Raw genomic sequence first — 14573 nt, forward strand, 5'->3', positions numbered from 1 at the left:
TGATCCGCTCATGAGCACAACCCTGATCGAAGTCCGTCCGGCCAAGGCTGCAGATGCGGCTGCGGTGGCGTCAGCCCATGATGAAGCCTGGCGTTCCGCCTACCAGGGGATCATCCCTGGCGCAGAGCTGGAGAAGCTGATCAACCGGCGCGGCCCCCAATGGTGGGACAGCGCGATCCGCAAAGGCAGCCGCGTCAGCGTGCTGGTGTTCAACGACAAGGTCGCAGGCTATGCGAATTACGGCCGCAATCGCGCCCGCAGCCTGCACTTCGACGGTGAAGTCTACGAGCTTTATCTGCGACCGGAATTTCAGGGGCTGGGGTTCGGTCGCCGGCTCTTCCAGTCCGCCAAGCGCGACCTCGCGCAGAGCGGCCTGAAGAGCATGGTGGTGTGGGCGTTGTCCGACAACGATCCCGCCACCGAGTTCTACCGCGCCTTGGGCGGCCGGATGGTCGCGCGGTCGTCGGAGCGCTTCGGGCCGAAGTCGCTCGACAAGGTTGCCTTTGCCTGGACCAACTGAGCCTGGGCCGGCCGTGCTCCGGGCGCGTTAAACGTTAACGCGCCAGCGAATTGAACTGGAATTGAACTGAAAGTGTTGGCTTGAGGTAGCTGTTGCGCAGCCGCGTTTTTTTTGCGACTGCGAATGCCAGCGCTCGCCTGTCGAGCGTCCGACCCTCAACGTTCAAGTTCTCAAACGTTCAAGTTCTACGGAGCATCCATGCGCATCGACGCCATCCCGATCGGGAAAGATCCGCCGCGCGAGGTCAACGTCGTCATCGAAGTGCCGGTCGGCGGCGAGCCGATCAAGTACGAGCTCGACAAGGAAGCCGGCACGCTGTTCGTCGACCGCTTCCTCTATACGGCGATGCGCTACCCCGGCAATTACGGCTTCATCCCGCACACGCTGTCCAATGACGGCGACCCCTGCGACGTGCTGGTCGCCAATACGCGTGCGATCGTGCCCGGCGCGGTCATGAGCGTGCGCCCGGTCGGCGTGCTGCTGATGGAGGACGAGGCTGGCGGCGATGAGAAGATCATCGCGGTGCCGTCGTCGAAGCTGACCCAGCGCTACGACAAGGTCCGCACCTATTCGGACCTGCCGGACATCACGCTGCAGCAGATCCGGCACTTCTACGAGCACTACAAGGATCTCGAGCCCGGCAAGTGGGTCAAGGTGCTGCGCTGGGGCAACGCCGACGACGCCCATCAGCTGATCGCCGAGGGCATCGCGCGCGCCAAGGCCGCGAAGAAGTAGGGCGCGCGGAAGCTCCAAACGCAGCGCTTCGCGGCTCCAGGCGATGGACTTTCGAGTCTGCTCCGAGCAGTTTCACGGCGTCGCAGATAGGATCTGCGGCGCCGTCTCGTCTTGGAGCGTTCTGCAATGCGCCGCCTGCTCAGGTCCCTTCGATACCTTGGTCTTCTCATCCTGGCGGCAGGCGCGGCGCTCGTCGCGGTCGTGCTGGTCAACATGTTTCGCCATGGCTCCCGGCAGCTCGATGTCGCGGCGCTGCCGAAGATCAGCATCGATGCCGAGGCCGCGGCGCAGCGGCTCGCGGCGGCGGTTCGTTTTCGCACGATTTCGAGCTCCGACGATCCCGAGCTGAATGCCGATGCCTTCGCGGCGCTCAAGGCCCATATCGAGGCGAGCTTCCCGGCCTTTCATGTGGCCGCGACACAGGAGGTCGTGGCCGGGCACAGCCTGCTGTACCTGTGGAAAGGCTCGGATGCGGCGGCCAAGCCGATAGCGCTGCTGGCCCATCAGGATGTGGTGCCGGTCGCGCCGGGCACCGAGCCCGACTGGGCCGTGCCGCCGTTTGCCGGCGTCGTCAAAGACGGCTTCGTCTGGGGCCGCGGCGCCTGGGACGACAAGGGCAATCTGTATGCGATACTGGAGGCGGCCGAGGCGCTGATCAAGGCCGGCTTCAAGCCGAAGCGCACGATCTATTTCGCCTTCGGTCACGACGAGGAGGTCGGCGGCACCCGGGGGGCCAAGGCCATCTCGGCCGTCCTCGCCGCCCGCAACGTCCGGCTGGACTTCGTCATCGATGAGGGCCTGCTGATCTCGGAGGGCGGCATCAAGGGCCTCGACAGGCCGGCGGCACTGGTCGGTGTTGCCGAGAAGGGCTATGCGAGCCTGGTGCTGACGGCCAAGGCCACCCCGGGGCATTCCTCGATGCCGCCGCGGGACACCGCGATCGGCATGATGAGTGCGGCGCTGGCGAAGCTCGAGGCCAACCGGCTGCCGATGCGCATCGACGGCACGGTCGGCGAGATGTTCGATACGCTGGCGCCGGAAATGAGCGGCATCAACCGCGCCGTGCTGTCCAATCTCTGGCTGACCAAACCGCTGCTGTTCGGCGAGTTCGCCAAGAGCGGTCCGGCCGAAGCGATGGTCCGTACGACGACCGCGCTGACCATCTTCAACGCGGGCGACAAGGACAACGTGCTGCCGGGCAACGCCTCCGCCACCGTGAATTTCCGGCTGCTGCCGGGGGACACCGAGGCGGGCATCATCGACCACGTCAGGCAGACCGTGGCCAACGACCGCATCTCGATCACGTCCTTGCGCGGCAACCGCGAGCCCCCGCCGGTCACCTCGACCGCCGGACCGTCCTATCAGCTCGTGAACCGGACCATTCGCGAGATCTTCAGCGACGCGGTGGTGGCGCCCGGCCTGATGGTCGCCGGCACCGATTCGAGCCATTATGCGGGCATTGCCGACAGCATCTTCCGCTTCTCGCCGCTGCGCGCGACGACGGAGGATCTCAAGCGCTTCCACGGCACCAATGAGCGGCTGTCGGTCGAGGGCTATGCCGACATGATCCGCTTCTATCGGCGGCTGCTGGAAGCCGCCGCGGGCTAAGGCCTAGACGGCCGGCTTCGGCAGCCCGGCGATCGCGCAGGCGGCGCGCAGCGTGTTCACCAGAAGGCAGGCCACCGTCATCTGGCCGACGCCGCCGGGCACCGGCGTGATCGCGCCGGCGACCTCCGCCACCTCGGCATAGGCGACGTCGCCGACCAGCTTCGTCTTCCCCTCCGCCGTCGGAATGCGGTTGATGCCGACGTCGATCACGGTCGCGCCCGGCTTGATCCAGTCGCGCTTCACCATCTCCGGGCGACCCACGGCGGCGTAGACCAGATCGGCGCGCGCGGTCAGCGCCGGCAGGTCGCGCGAGCGCGAATGCGCGATCGTCACCGTGGCGTTCTCGTTCAGCAGGAGCTGGACCAGCGGACGGCCGACCAGGTTGGAGCGGCCGATCACGATCGCGTTCATGCCCTCCAGCGAGCCATGCACGGTCTTGCTGAGGATGATGCAGCCGAGCGGCGTGCACGGCGCCAGCGCCGGCTGGCCGCCGGCGAGACGGCCGGCATTGTGCGGATGCAGGCCGTCGACGTCCTTGGCCGGATCGATCGCATTGATCACGACTTCGGTCTCCAGCCCCTTCGGCAGCGGCAGCTGCACCAGGATGCCGTGTACGGCGGGATCGCGGTTGAGCTTGCCGATCAAGGCCAGCAGCTCGCCCTGCGACACGTCGGCCGGCAGCTTGTGCTCGAACGAGGCCATGCCGGCCGCCTGGGTCTGGGTGTGCTTGCTGCGGACATAGACCTCGGACGCCGGATCGTTGCCGACCAGCACCACGGCGAGGCCTGGTGTCAGGCCATGATCGCGCTTGATCCGCTCGACCTCACGGGCGACCTGCGCCCGCAGGTCGGCTGCAATGATCTTTCCGTCGATGATGCGCGCGGTCATTTTGCTCTATCCTCGGTTCAAAGGCTGTTCATCGAGCAAGACGCTGGCCGCGTGCTCCCACCCTCCCCTGGAGGGGGAGGGCCGATCGCACGCGAAGCGGGCGAGCGGGGTGGGGTGAAGCCACGGATGTCGGTACCGGTGGAGAGATCACCCCATCCCGCCTCACGCTCGCTTCGCTCACCGTGAGGCGACCCTCCCCCTCCAGGGGAGGGTGAAGATCGCCGCTTCCGAAGCCGAAAGACCTCGGCTCGCGCTTCTTGCGTCTATTGTCGTTGTTTCCCGGTCGGCTTATGGGCTGCAAGGAGGTCGCGCAAGGCCTGATCGAGCGCGGAGGGATCGCCGTCGATGGCGACCTGTTTCAGCCGTGAGGTGGTGCCAGAGGTGATTCGCACCGAGGCCTTGGTGACGCCGATCGCCTTGGCGAGCAGCTCTGTCACCGCGCGATTCGCCTCGCCGCCATCCGCGATGGCCCGGACGCGGACCTTGAGCACGCTGCGGCCGTCGGACAGCGTTTCGACGCCGTCGATCGCGTTGCGGCCGCCGCGCGGCGTCACACGCAGCGCGACGGTGAGACCGTCAGCGGCGGCGCGCCAGGGATCCATGGCGAACGGCGAGGCGGTCAGAACACGAATGGATAGATGTAGTAGGTGATCACCCGCTGGATCAGCATGATGATGAGGATCAGGATGATCGGCGAGATGTCGAGGCCGCCGAGATTGGGCAGCATGCGCCGGATCGGCGCCAGCACCGGCTCGGTGATTCGGTACAGGAACTCGGCCACGGCGGAGACGAACTGATTGCGCGTGTTGACGACGTTGAAGGCGATCAGCCACGACAGAATCGCCGAGGCGATCAGCAGCCAGACATAGAGGTCGAGAACGATCAGAACGATGTCGAGAACGGCACGCATGCGGGTCCACTCGGGGGGCGAGGTCGCGAATTCGACCTGTGACGACCGGTAGATATCGGTTCCCCCCGGCGCAAACAAGGGAAGGTGCCCGTCAAGGCTAACGGGCGATGTGACCGTTCTTGACTTGACCTCGGCACCCACTGTAAATGGCGCCCGATCTGCCGGCTGCCTTTTCCCAACATCGAGGCGGTCGTGTTACGGGGCCATAGCTCAGCTGGGAGAGCGCGTCGTTCGCAATGACGAGGTCGGCGGTTCGATCCCGCCTGGCTCCACCAACCTTCGCTCGCTTCGCGAGCTTCGGCTCGGCAAGCCGCTTCAGCAAATGAATAGCGAAGCGTGCGAAGGTTGCCGCGCCAGAGCCCGAAGGGCGACGGCGGGCTGAATGACAAAGATTCCCAACAATGGACTGACCAGGACGCCCGTCCTACTCCGCCGCCTCGGCCATCGCCGCCACCGGCTCGCGCATCAGCCAGCCATCCAGAAACTGCGCCAGCCACGCTCGCTCGGCCGCATCGTGCACGGCGCGGCCCTCGAAATGATGGTGGCGCAGACGGGCGCCGGGCGTGTCCAGCCGGGCATGACCGCGCGTGGTCCAGCGGCACATCATCGCGTAGGTCACGTCGGGGTGGAACTGTAGCCCGGTCGCGTTCTGGTATTGATAGGCCTGCACCGGAAAGTCGCCACCCTCGGCGAGCAGCTCGGCGCCATCGGGCAGATCGAAGCCCTCGCGGTGCCAGTGATAGACGTGATCGGGCCAATGCGGGCACAGCTTGCGCCCGGCCCGGGTCGGGCGGATCGGATAATAGCCGATCTCGGCGCGCCCCTCTGGATGCGGCGCAACCGGGGCGCCGAGCTGGATCGCCAGCATCTGCGCGCCCAGGCAGATCCCGAGAAACGGACGCTGCTCCCGCAGCGGCACCTCGATCCAGTCGATCTCGCGGCGGACGAAGTCGTCCGGATCGTTCGCGCTCATCGGACCGCCGAAAATTACGGCACCCGCATGCCCATCGAGCGTCTCCGGCAGCGGATCGCCGAACCGCGGCCGGCGGATGTCGAGCGGATAGCCGCGGGCGCGCAGCGCATTGCCGACCCGGCCGGGGCTCGACGTTTCCTGGTGCAGGATGATGAGGACGGGCCGCTGCGGCGCGGCCGCCATGGCCGGCTTCGGATGGAGCTGCCGAACGTCGGCCTGGGGCCCGTTCGGATGGAGCGAAGGGTCTTGCCTGAGCATCACCTGGCGATCATAGCTAAGCAAAGGTTAACGGCGCGTGAGCGAGCGCACATTGCAAAGCAAGCGCCGGGCCAGCGCGATCAGGTCCGCTTCAGCTGCAGCCGGCCGACCGCGGCGAGGATGAAGCCACGCGGGAACCAGCGCAGCATGAACGGCACGATCTTGATGCCGAGCCCGGGCAGCACCACGCGCTTGTCGGCCATCAAGCCGCGATAGCCCGCTTCCGCCACCGCCTTGGGCGAGACGTTGAGGATCACCGAATCCACGCCCGGCTTGAAGCCGGCGCGGTCCTGGAATTCCGACGGCACCGGACCGGGACACAGCACCGTGACCCGGACGCCATGCGGCGCCAGCTCCTTGCGCAGCGCCTCGGTGAACGAGATCACATACGCCTTGGAGGCGTAATAGACGGCCATGCCGGGACCCGGCAGGAACCCGGCCACAGAGCCCAGATTGAGGATGCCGCCCTTGTTGCGGATCAGCTGCTCGGAAAAGCGCAGCGACAGCTCGGTCAGGGCGCGAACGTTCACGGAAATCATGTCGAGCTGCTCGGTGCGGTCGAGCTGTACCGCCTTGCCGAACAGGCCGAAGCCGGCGTTGTTGACGAGATATTCCAGCTCCAGGCCGGCAGCCGACAGCGCAGCCTCGATGGTCGCGCCGGCGTCGGCGGAGGTGAGGTCACAGGGGATCACCAGCGGCGCCGGGCCGCCCTTGGCGGCGATCTCCTGGGCCAACGCCGCGAGCCGGTCTTCGCGCCGGGCCGTCAATGCGAGCCGGTGCCCGTTCGCGGCAAATACGCGCGCCAACTCGCTGCCGATCCCGGCCGAGGCACCTGTTACGAGCGTGACACGTTCACCCACGATCCTGCTCTTCGATCACAATCCGCACATCATCCAATTGCGGCGGACGAGAGCATAGCGGGACGGGAACATGCAAGACACCGTGCTCCATGGCCTTGCGCGGGATTGCGGCAATAGCCTCAGATTCACATGGGTTTACATGAACGGGGGGTTTCGGAAACAAAATTAAAGTTTGTTCATCTCCGCATGAAGCCGGTTCCGCCCGGAGCCAGGCGGTTCAAGCAGGGGCGCCGGACTTCCGCGACGCCACCCGGTGCTTGAGGTCGACGCGGTCATGCGTGGAGATGCCGAGCAGCTCGGAGGCGCGCCAGACCACATTGTCCTCGAACTCCGTCACCTTGCCGTCGGCAAAGACCAGCTCCCACATCATCTCCACGATGCGCAGGCGGCCGGCTTCGTCGACCTCGCGCATGATCACGCTGGTGAAGCGATAGAGATCGACAGCGTCGCCCTCCGCCAGCATGGCCTGGGCGATCAGCCGGTCGGCGCTGCCGGGGTCGAGCCCGAAGCGCAGCTCGATCAGGCCATGCAGCTTGCGCCGTTCGATCTCGCTCGGCTCGCCGTCCAGCGAGATGACGTGGATCAGCAGCGCCGTCGCCGCGAGCTGATAGCCATTGTCGTCGAACGCCGGGGTCTCGTGCGGCGAAACGACGTCGGCGATGAATTGGCGCAATCCTTCGAGCATGGCGTCCTTTCGTTGTCAGATCCGTAGTGGACCGCAAACCGGCCGGCGACTGCTCATTATATGCGAATGCCACGCTGCGCCGGCAATCCGCTGCGACCTTCGGACTGCATGACATTTCGGTAAGGCTCAGGGGATTTCGTACACCATCATGCGGTCGGCGATGCCGCGCAGCGCAGCCTGTTTCTGGATTGGCGCGATCTTCGCGCCCCGCAGGATGTCGGCAACGCCGGGGCTCTCGATCACGGGCGCGGTGAGATGGATCTCCTGCGCGGTCGACAGGCTCTGCACGCGAGCGGCGATGTTGACGGTCTGGCCGAAATAGTCCTGGCGGTCGTTCAGCATCACCGCGAGACACGGCCCCTCGTGAATGCCGATCTTGACCACGAGGTCCTCGGTGCCGCGCTCGGCATTGAGCCGCTGCATCGCCGCGCGCATGCGCAGGCCGGCGGCGAGCGCATGCTCGGGCTTGACGAAGGTCGCCATCACGGCGTCGCCGATCGTCTTCACCACCGCGCCCTTCTCGGCGTTGATGATCTCCAGCAGCGCGCGGAAATGGGCGCGCACCAGGTCGAAGGCCGCGAGATCGCCGACGCGCTCATACAGCGCGGTCGAGCTCTTGAGGTCGGTGAACAGGAAGGTCAGCGAGGTGATCTTCAGCCGCTGGTCGATGTTGAGATTGTCCGCCTTGAACACGTCGCGGAAGGTCTGGTTGGACAATATGCGCTTGGCGGTCAGGAAAGGCCGGCGCTTGCCAAGGAGATGGTGGAGCGCATCGCCGGCAACGAAGACGGTCGGCAGCGTCCGTACGCCGGCCTGATTGTCGAGCGCCAGTCGCAGCGGGCCTGGACGCAACGTGATCGATCCGGTCGGAGGATGCGCCCTGTTGAATAGTAGTCCGAGCTGCTGGCGTTCCCTGGTGGGCTCGCCCTGAACGTCGATGAAATGCGCAGAATGCGTCACCGGTTCGAAGATGATGATGAAATCGGATGGGAGCTGCAGCGAGAGCACGGCCTTTTCACCGGCTGGCAGCTCGAGCGCATCAAGCGTCACTTCTTCGCTGAGCGAGGCAAAAGTCTCCCGGTCGAGGTCGATCCCGGAACTCCAGAAGACCTGCTTGTAATACTCCCAGAGCGGCAGCGTGTTCGGATCGTGAGCGGCGATGCTCCTGACCTTGGAGCTCACGGTGAAAGCAACTTCGACCTGCTCGTCGATGGAAGGCTCGTAGCCGCAAGCGCATAGTCCGCAATGGTAATCGTCATGGCGGAGAGATTTCAGCGTGGCGTGCGCATCCAGCACGCCGCTGCAGCCAGGACAGAGCACGTTCCAGGTCAGATCGAACAAGCCGATCCGTGCAGCATGCAGGAACCCGGAAATAACCCGTTCTTCATCGAGACCGGCGCGCGCCGAGAACTCCAGGGCATTGATACGGTTGAGTTCGTGATCTTCACCCGCCTCAATCAACCGTGTGATCGCGTCCGCAACGGCCGGATCGGCGGTCTGCTTCAGAACCGAAAGCTGGGCCTGGATGTCGCTCATGGCGTGCTAAGATGGTGCCTAGCAAACCCACAAGCAAGAGACGAAGCGATGGCCCGGCCGCCGCCGGGATCAGACGCCCGCCCTGGGCGTGAGCTTGAACAGCGGCGAGCGATCCGGCTGGGTCGTGACCACGCCGACCGGCATCACGGGTGCGGCGTCGAGCATTTCGATGTCGAAGGCCGCCACCAGCCGTGCCAGCGCCAGCACCGCCTCGGTCAGGGCGAAATGAGCCCCGATGCAGACCCGCGCGCCCGCTCCGAACGGCAGATAGGCGAAGCGCTCCGGCGGCGGCGCGCCCGGCATGAATCGCTCAGGCTTGAAGGCGTTGGGCGCATCCCACAGCTTCTCGTGCCGGTGCAGCAGCCACGGCGAGATCAGCACGACGTCGCCGCGCCTCACCTGGAACGCGGCGATCCGGTCGGGGCCGCTGGCTGCGCGCGCGATCAGGAACGCGGGCGGATAGAGCCGCAATGTCTCGTCCAGCACGGCGCGCGTGAACGGCAGTTGATCCGGATCGCTGAGATCGGTTGCGGCGCGGGCCTCCTGCGCGAGCTTGTCCTGATTGGCCGGGTCGAGCGCGATCAGATACAGCGCCCAGAACAGCGCCGTTGCCGTCGTCTCGTGCCCGGCGAGGATCATGGTCGCGACCTCGTCGGCGAGTTGTGCATCGGTGAACGCCGCGCCGGTCTCGGGATCGCGTGCCGCGCCCATCAGGTCGAACAGGTCGCGCGGCGGTGCGTCCTCCAGCTTGCCGGCGGCGCGGCGCTCGGCCATCAGCATGGCGACGAAACCGGTCCAGCGCTTGCGGAACCGCCGGCGCGCGAAGTCGCGCGGCGTCGGCCAGGACAGCGGCAGCACGATGTCCAGCAGATGCGGGCTGGCCAGCCGCGCGCCATACTCGTAGACGAAATCGCGCAGGGTGGCACCATGGCGGCCCATCTCGAACGAGAACATCGTGCGGCCGGCGATGTCGAGCGTCATGCGCTGCATGATCTCGCGCAGGTCGAGCGGTTGCCCGCACTGCTGCTTCAGCCTGGCGACGGTCTCGTCGCTCACCGCGACCATGTGCGGGATGAGGCCGGAAACGGCGCGTGGCGTGAACGCCGGCGCGAGCGTCCGGCGCTGGTGCTTCCACGCCTTGCCTTCCGCGATCAGCAGCCCCTCGCCGAGCACCGGACGCAGCACGCGGATGGCGCCGACGGTGCGGGCGTAGTTCTCCCAATTGTCGACCAGCACGTGCTTGATCGTATCGGGCGTATTGAGAATGTAGCTGGAGCTGCCGAAGAAGCGGCCGCGAATGATGTCGTCCTCATAGGCGCGCTGGCTCCAGGTCGCGATCGCGTTGTCGCCCATCATCAGCACGCGGCGCAGCGCGCCCATGCTGTCCGGCGCCCGCGGCGGTGTTGGCGGTATCAGCGGCAATCGTGCCTGCGGCAGATAATGGACGTCGGCGGTACTCATTCACGGCCTCTCGACGCTGTCACGAGCCTGGAACCACCGATCGGCTGCATCGCGAGCAACCGAGCCTCGGTTGCGGGGTCGCAACGGGCCGTCGCGCAACGACGGCCTTCTGCCAGAGGTAACTCTGTCGTCCCGCTCACAAGCGAGAGGGGCGCGCTTCCGCCCTCTCCGAGGCTATGATGTATCATCATACTCCAGCAACTAATTAGTCAGCTCGATCACCGCAATCCTGCTCTCCGATGCTGGCCAAAGACGGGCGGTGATGCGTTCCTCGTTGAACAGTCCGATGACGCTGCGTCCGACGTCGCCCGCAGGCAGCCGCAATGTCGTTGCCGCATCGGTCGGTATTCCCTTCTGTACGTCGGTTGGTTCCTTGCCGTCGAGCAGCACGATGTCGCGGGGCAGGCCGAAATAGCCGCGCGGCCTGATCATGATGAGAATCGCTCCGGCGCCGGCATCGGCCTGGCCGAGCGGCCGCGCCGCGCGCAGATGCACGACGTCGGACGAGCGCGGGAACGGCGAGCGGTAGAAGTGCGTGACCGGCGCGCCCGGCGAGGTCAGGACGATCTCGAGATAGGACGTCGGATCGACCTCCGCGGGACCCCAGCGCCCGTCGGCGCCGGTCTGGCCGCGATAGACAGGCTCGCCATTGCGTGCGCCGGTCTCGCTCGAGACGCGATAGACCTCCACGCTTGCGCCCGCGACCGGGCGATTGGTCGGCGCGCCGCCCGGCGTTCCCGTCACCAGACCGCTGAGCCGCACCTGCTGCTCGGGCTGGATCGCGATCTGCGTCGGCTCACGGCCGGCGATGAATTTGTAGATCTCGCGGAACGCGCGCGGGTGGAACGCGACCTCGCGATGGTCGAGCGCGCCGATCACGAGATTGGTTGCGCCCTTCAGCGCCGGCCCTTCGGACGTGATCCCGGTCGGCACGCCGGGCTTGCCGACCAGGCGGCCGTCGGCCTGGGCGTATTTGTCGAGCCCGTCGCTGCGCAGCGTCAGGAAGGCGGTGCCCTCGGTCACCTCGGTGTCGCCGGCATTCAGTCCGCGCAGGAACGGGCCGCGGCCGTTGAACTCGCTGCCGGGGCTGTCATCCCAGTCGAACACGCCATGATTGGGCGTTCCGCACAGCACGGCGTGGCTGACATCGGCGCCGCCGCCGTTCTTCACGACGTTGCGGATCGCATTGCCGCCACGCGAACTGCCGACCAGCGCGACGCGCGCAGCGCCCGTGCGCTCCTTCAGTGCCTTGATGGCCTCGGCGAGTTCGCGGCGCTGATCGTCGGTCGACGAGCGGTTCGGCTGCGCCACGGCGTCGTCGTTGCGCGCCAGCGGGTCGGTGAAGTTGAGCGCAGCGAGACGCGTGCGCGGCACGCCGTTGGATTCCATCCGCCACAGCGTGGTCATCCACAATGCCGCGTGGTCGCCATTGCCGTGCACGAACAGGACCGGAGGGATGTCGCCCACCGTCGTTGCCGCCGCGCTCTGGGCGCGTACCGGTAAGGGCAGACCGCTGGTGAGCAAGGGAAGGGTTCCCATTCCCTGCAGAATGTTGCGGCGCGTCAGCTTCATCGGCGGTCTCCCTTTGGTCTCATTCATTTGTGCTCGTTGGCCGCGATCCCCGATGCCGGCCTTGCAGGCAGCACTGGACAGCGGCGGACATTCGCAGGCATCACATAGGTCCAGCTGGAATCAAGCGATAGTTCGATGCGAGCTTCAAGGCGAACTGGCGACGTGGACGGACCCGCATGAATGCGCCGCAGAAACGTGAGCTGTTCGCCGCCGAAGGCATCGCCGCGCCGCTGCGGCACGCGGTGTTCCGCCGCATCTGGCTGGCGAGCCTGCTGTCGAACCTGGGCCTGCTGATCCAGGCGGTCGGCGCCGCCTGGGCGATGACGCAGATGACGTCGTCGGCCGACAAGGTTGCGCTGGTGCAGACCGCCTTGATGCTGCCGGTGATGTTCATCTCGATGCCGGCCGGCGCCATCGCCGACATGTATGACCGGCGCATCGTCGCGCTGGTCGCGCTCGCCGTGGCGCTCGGCGGCGCCACCACGTTGACGGTGCTGGCATGGTACGGCCTGGTGACGCCGGAGCGCCTGCTCGCGCTGTGCTTCGTCATCGGCAGCGGCATGGCGCTGATGGGGCCGGCCTGGCAATCCTCCGTCAGCGAGCAGGTGCCGCCGGAGACGCTGCCGGCCGCGGTCGCGCTGAACGGCATCAGCTACAACATCGCGCGCAGCTTCGGTCCGGCGATCGGCGGCGTCGTGGTCGCGGCCGCCGGCGCGGTCGCCGCGTTCGCGGCCAATGCGCTGCTGTATCTGCCGCTGCTCGCGGCATTGTTCCTGTGGCGGCGCGTGGTCGAGCCGAGCCGGCTGCCGCGCGAGCCGCTCAACCGCGCCATCGTCTCCGGCGTCCGCTACATCGTCCATTCGCCGTCGATCCGGATCGTGCTGATCCGCACGCTGGTCACTGGCATCATCGGCGGCTCGATCTCGGCGCTGATGCCGCTGGTCGCGCGCGACCTGCTGCATGGCGGCGCGCAGACCTACGGCATCATGCTCGGCGCCTTCGGCATGGGCGCGGTGGTCGGCGCGCTCAACATCGGCGAGATCAGGAAACGGCTGTCTGGTGAGGCCGCGATCCGCACCTGCGCGCTCACCTTGGGCGCGGCCACCGCGGCCGTCGCGCTCAGCACCGCGCCGGTCCTGACGGCGGCGGCGCTCGTCATCGCCGGTGCGGTGTGGATGCTGGCGGTGGCGCTGTTCAACATCGGCGTGCAGCTTTCGGCACCCCGCTGGGTCGCGGGCCGCGCACTGGCGGCATTTCAGGCCGCGATCTCCGGCGGCATCGCGATCGGCAGTTGGGGCTGGGGACGTCTCACCGACGCCGCCGGCGTCGAGGTCGCGCTGCTCGCGTCGGGAGCGCTGATGATGGTGTCGCCGCTGCTCGGCCTGTGGCTGCGGATGCCGCCGATCGGGGCCCGCAACGAGGACGGCGAGACCTTGGCCGATCCGGAGGTGCAGCTCGAGCTGACGCCGCGCTCGGGGCCGCTGGTGGTCGAGATCGAGTACCGCGTCGCTGAAGACAATGCCCGCGCGTTTCACGACCTGATGCAGGACGTGCAGCTTAGCCGCCAGCGCAACGGCGCCTATGGCTGGTCGATCGCACGCGACATCGCCGACCCCGAATTATGGACCGAGCGCTATCACTGCCCGACCTGGATCGACTATCTGCGTCAGCGCAACCGCTCGACCCGCGCCGAGCGCGAGCTGCACAAGCGCGCGATCGACTTCCACATCGGCACCGACCCGGTGCGCATCCGCCGCATGCTGGAACGCCCGTTCGGCTCGGTCCGGGCCAGGGACGACATCGACCGCACCGCCGAGCAGGCGCCTGCTGTCGCCTCGGCGGCTCGCAGCGGGCCGTAGCTTCGGACCATCTGCACTGAGCAGGCGCTTACTGCCCGTGCTCGGTCAGCACCTTCTCGCAAGCCTTCGACAGCTTGGCCCGATGCTCCTTGAGACAGGCCAGCACCGCCTGATCGCCGTTGTTCATCACGGCGCGGCAATACCGCGACACGTCGCGCGCGCAGGCATCCTGGCCGGGCTGCTGCTGGGCTGAGGCCGTCGACGCCATCAGGACCAGAGGGATAATCAGAGAGAGTTTGTTCATGACTGGCGCCTCGCTCCCGGGACTGAACGTTTGGCGGCGCTTTTAGTGGTCGCAACCGGCCGTCGCAAGCGCCTCGGTCGCAGCCGGGGTGCGCAGGCGGGAGCCGGAAGCGCTCTCAATTGGCCTCGTTGGCATCCGCGATCTTGCCGCTGCGCTTGGACATCTCGCGGTCGAGCACGACGCGGCAGCCGGAGCTGAGCGACGAGCGGTTCTTGATCATGCAGGCGGTGATCGCCGGGATGTTCGGGATCTCGCTGCTGCACAGGCGGAACGCGTCGCCGGTGCACATCTGCTGCGCCTCGGCGCTGAAGGCGAAGCTTGCCGTCGAGGAGAAGGTCGAGACGGCTGCGACGCTGGCGGCCGCCAGAGCGGCCTTGCGCAGGAGATTGAAGGACTTCGTCATGGCTGGCTCCCATTGGCGCCGCATGTTGGCGGGGCCGCGTGTTTCAATGCGTCCATCATGG

Annotated in this window: 15 protein-coding genes and 1 tRNA gene; 5 read left to right on the forward strand and 11 right to left on the reverse strand. The window is 66.8% G+C overall.

The features are described from left to right. Positions 1-10: 10 nt before the first annotated feature. The 3 genes from ACQR03_RS14870 (at position 11) to ACQR03_RS14880 (ending at position 2863) form a co-directional block, all read left to right on the forward strand. Positions 11-520: a GNAT family N-acetyltransferase gene (locus ACQR03_RS14870; protein ID WP_006611902.1), complete on the forward strand. Its 510-nt coding sequence runs from the start codon at positions 11-13 to the stop codon at positions 518-520. A gap of 198 nt (positions 521-718) precedes the next feature. After that, on the forward strand, positions 719-1255 hold the full coding sequence (ppa, locus tag ACQR03_RS14875) for an inorganic diphosphatase (RefSeq protein WP_315716738.1): 537 nt from the start codon (positions 719-721) through the stop codon (positions 1253-1255). Positions 1256-1381: 126 nt separating this feature from the next. Then, the gene (locus ACQR03_RS14880) at positions 1382-2863 is read left to right on the forward strand and encodes a M20 family peptidase (protein WP_434841498.1); all 1482 of its coding nucleotides are present in this window, start codon (positions 1382-1384) and stop codon (positions 2861-2863) included. A gap of 3 nt (positions 2864-2866) precedes the next feature. Here ACQR03_RS14880 and folD read toward each other — a convergent pair whose 3' ends face one another. The 3 genes from folD to ACQR03_RS14895 all read right to left on the reverse strand — a co-directional run bounded on the left by folD (position 2867) and on the right by ACQR03_RS14895 (position 4661). Next, entirely contained in the window at positions 2867-3751 is an 885-nt protein-coding gene (gene folD / locus ACQR03_RS14885) for a bifunctional methylenetetrahydrofolate dehydrogenase/methenyltetrahydrofolate cyclohydrolase FolD (RefSeq protein ID WP_434841499.1), read from the reverse strand. 263 nt (positions 3752-4014) lie between these two features. After that, the gene (locus ACQR03_RS14890) at positions 4015-4353 is read right to left on the reverse strand and encodes a DUF167 domain-containing protein (RefSeq protein ID WP_434841500.1); all 339 of its coding nucleotides are present in this window, start codon (positions 4351-4353) and stop codon (positions 4015-4017) included. A 17-nt stretch (positions 4354-4370) separates the two neighbouring features. Beyond that, positions 4371-4661, reverse strand: coding sequence for a YggT family protein (locus ACQR03_RS14895; RefSeq protein ID WP_315716734.1), 291 nt, complete (start codon positions 4659-4661; stop codon positions 4371-4373). 199 nt (positions 4662-4860) lie between these two features. Between ACQR03_RS14895 and ACQR03_RS14900 the strand changes: the two genes are divergently transcribed. Continuing rightward, positions 4861-4936, forward strand: a tRNA-Ala gene (locus tag ACQR03_RS14900). Between the two features lie 149 nt (positions 4937-5085). Here the strand turns inward: ACQR03_RS14900 and ACQR03_RS14905 are convergent. The 6 genes from ACQR03_RS14905 to ACQR03_RS14930 form a co-directional block, all read right to left on the reverse strand. Beyond that, positions 5086-5892 (reverse strand): glutamine amidotransferase, encoded by an 807-nt coding sequence (locus tag ACQR03_RS14905; protein ID WP_315750557.1) that lies wholly within the window; start codon positions 5890-5892, stop codon positions 5086-5088. Between the two features lie 80 nt (positions 5893-5972). After that, a complete protein-coding gene (locus tag ACQR03_RS14910) occupies positions 5973-6752 on the reverse strand; it encodes an SDR family NAD(P)-dependent oxidoreductase (protein ID WP_315716732.1) in 780 nt (259 codons plus the stop codon). 217 nt (positions 6753-6969) lie between these two features. Then, positions 6970-7437, reverse strand: coding sequence for a TerB family tellurite resistance protein (locus tag ACQR03_RS14915; protein WP_315716731.1), 468 nt, complete (start codon positions 7435-7437; stop codon positions 6970-6972). 126 nt (positions 7438-7563) lie between these two features. Further along, positions 7564-8973, reverse strand: coding sequence for an adenylate/guanylate cyclase domain-containing protein (locus ACQR03_RS14920; RefSeq protein ID WP_315750559.1), 1410 nt, complete (start codon positions 8971-8973; stop codon positions 7564-7566). Between the two features lie 69 nt (positions 8974-9042). Next, a complete protein-coding gene (locus tag ACQR03_RS14925) occupies positions 9043-10434 on the reverse strand; it encodes a cytochrome P450 (protein WP_315716729.1) in 1392 nt (463 codons plus the stop codon). 201 nt (positions 10435-10635) lie between these two features. Beyond that, a complete protein-coding gene (locus ACQR03_RS14930; RefSeq protein WP_316173432.1) occupies positions 10636-12006 on the reverse strand; it encodes a hydrolase in 1371 nt (456 codons plus the stop codon). A 176-nt stretch (positions 12007-12182) separates the two neighbouring features. Here ACQR03_RS14930 and ACQR03_RS14935 point away from each other — a divergent pair, with 176 nt between their 5' ends. After that, entirely contained in the window at positions 12183-13865 is a 1683-nt protein-coding gene (locus tag ACQR03_RS14935) for an MFS transporter (RefSeq protein WP_316173431.1), read from the forward strand. Positions 13866-13893: 28 nt separating this feature from the next. Here ACQR03_RS14935 and ACQR03_RS14940 read toward each other — a convergent pair whose 3' ends face one another. Both ACQR03_RS14940 and ACQR03_RS14945 read right to left on the reverse strand, forming a co-directional pair. Further along, a complete protein-coding gene (locus tag ACQR03_RS14940) occupies positions 13894-14109 on the reverse strand; it encodes a hypothetical protein (RefSeq protein WP_315716726.1) in 216 nt (71 codons plus the stop codon). 115 nt (positions 14110-14224) lie between these two features. Continuing rightward, positions 14225-14512, reverse strand: coding sequence for a hypothetical protein (locus ACQR03_RS14945; protein WP_316225970.1), 288 nt, complete (start codon positions 14510-14512; stop codon positions 14225-14227). Positions 14513-14573: the final 61 nt, after the last annotated feature.

The sequence above is a fragment of the Bradyrhizobium sp. HKCCYLS3070 genome (genome assembly GCF_051167575.1).
Lineage (GTDB): Bacteria > Pseudomonadota > Alphaproteobacteria > Rhizobiales > Xanthobacteraceae > Bradyrhizobium.

Excerpts from the sequence above, each read along its gene's own strand:
- ACQR03_RS14930 (WP_316173432.1), bottom strand. The coding sequence starts at position 12,006 with ATGAAGCTGACGCGCCGCAACATTCTGCAGGGAATGGGAACCCTTCCC.
- ppa (WP_315716738.1), top strand. The coding sequence starts at position 719 with ATGCGCATCGACGCCATCCCGATCGGGAAAGATCCGCCGCGCGAGGTC.
- ACQR03_RS14940 (WP_315716726.1), bottom strand. The coding sequence starts at position 14,109 with ATGAACAAACTCTCTCTGATTATCCCTCTGGTCCTGATGGCGTCGACG.
- ACQR03_RS14890 (WP_434841500.1), bottom strand. The coding sequence starts at position 4,353 with ATGGATCCCTGGCGCGCCGCCGCTGACGGTCTCACCGTCGCGCTGCGT.
- ACQR03_RS14945 (WP_316225970.1), bottom strand. The coding sequence starts at position 14,512 with ATGACGAAGTCCTTCAATCTCCTGCGCAAGGCCGCTCTGGCGGCCGCC.
- ACQR03_RS14915 (WP_315716731.1), bottom strand. The coding sequence starts at position 7,437 with ATGCTCGAAGGATTGCGCCAATTCATCGCCGACGTCGTTTCGCCGCAC.
- ACQR03_RS14925 (WP_315716729.1), bottom strand. The coding sequence starts at position 10,434 with ATGAGTACCGCCGACGTCCATTATCTGCCGCAGGCACGATTGCCGCTG.
- ACQR03_RS14935 (WP_316173431.1), top strand. The coding sequence starts at position 12,183 with ATGAATGCGCCGCAGAAACGTGAGCTGTTCGCCGCCGAAGGCATCGCC.
- ACQR03_RS14880 (WP_434841498.1), top strand. The coding sequence starts at position 1,382 with ATGCGCCGCCTGCTCAGGTCCCTTCGATACCTTGGTCTTCTCATCCTG.
- ACQR03_RS14870 (WP_006611902.1), top strand. The coding sequence starts at position 11 with ATGAGCACAACCCTGATCGAAGTCCGTCCGGCCAAGGCTGCAGATGCG.
- ACQR03_RS14905 (WP_315750557.1), bottom strand. The coding sequence starts at position 5,892 with ATGCTCAGGCAAGACCCTTCGCTCCATCCGAACGGGCCCCAGGCCGAC.
- ACQR03_RS14920 (WP_315750559.1), bottom strand. The coding sequence starts at position 8,973 with ATGAGCGACATCCAGGCCCAGCTTTCGGTTCTGAAGCAGACCGCCGAT.
- ACQR03_RS14895 (WP_315716734.1), bottom strand. The coding sequence starts at position 4,661 with ATGCGTGCCGTTCTCGACATCGTTCTGATCGTTCTCGACCTCTATGTC.
- folD (WP_434841499.1), bottom strand. The coding sequence starts at position 3,751 with ATGACCGCGCGCATCATCGACGGAAAGATCATTGCAGCCGACCTGCGG.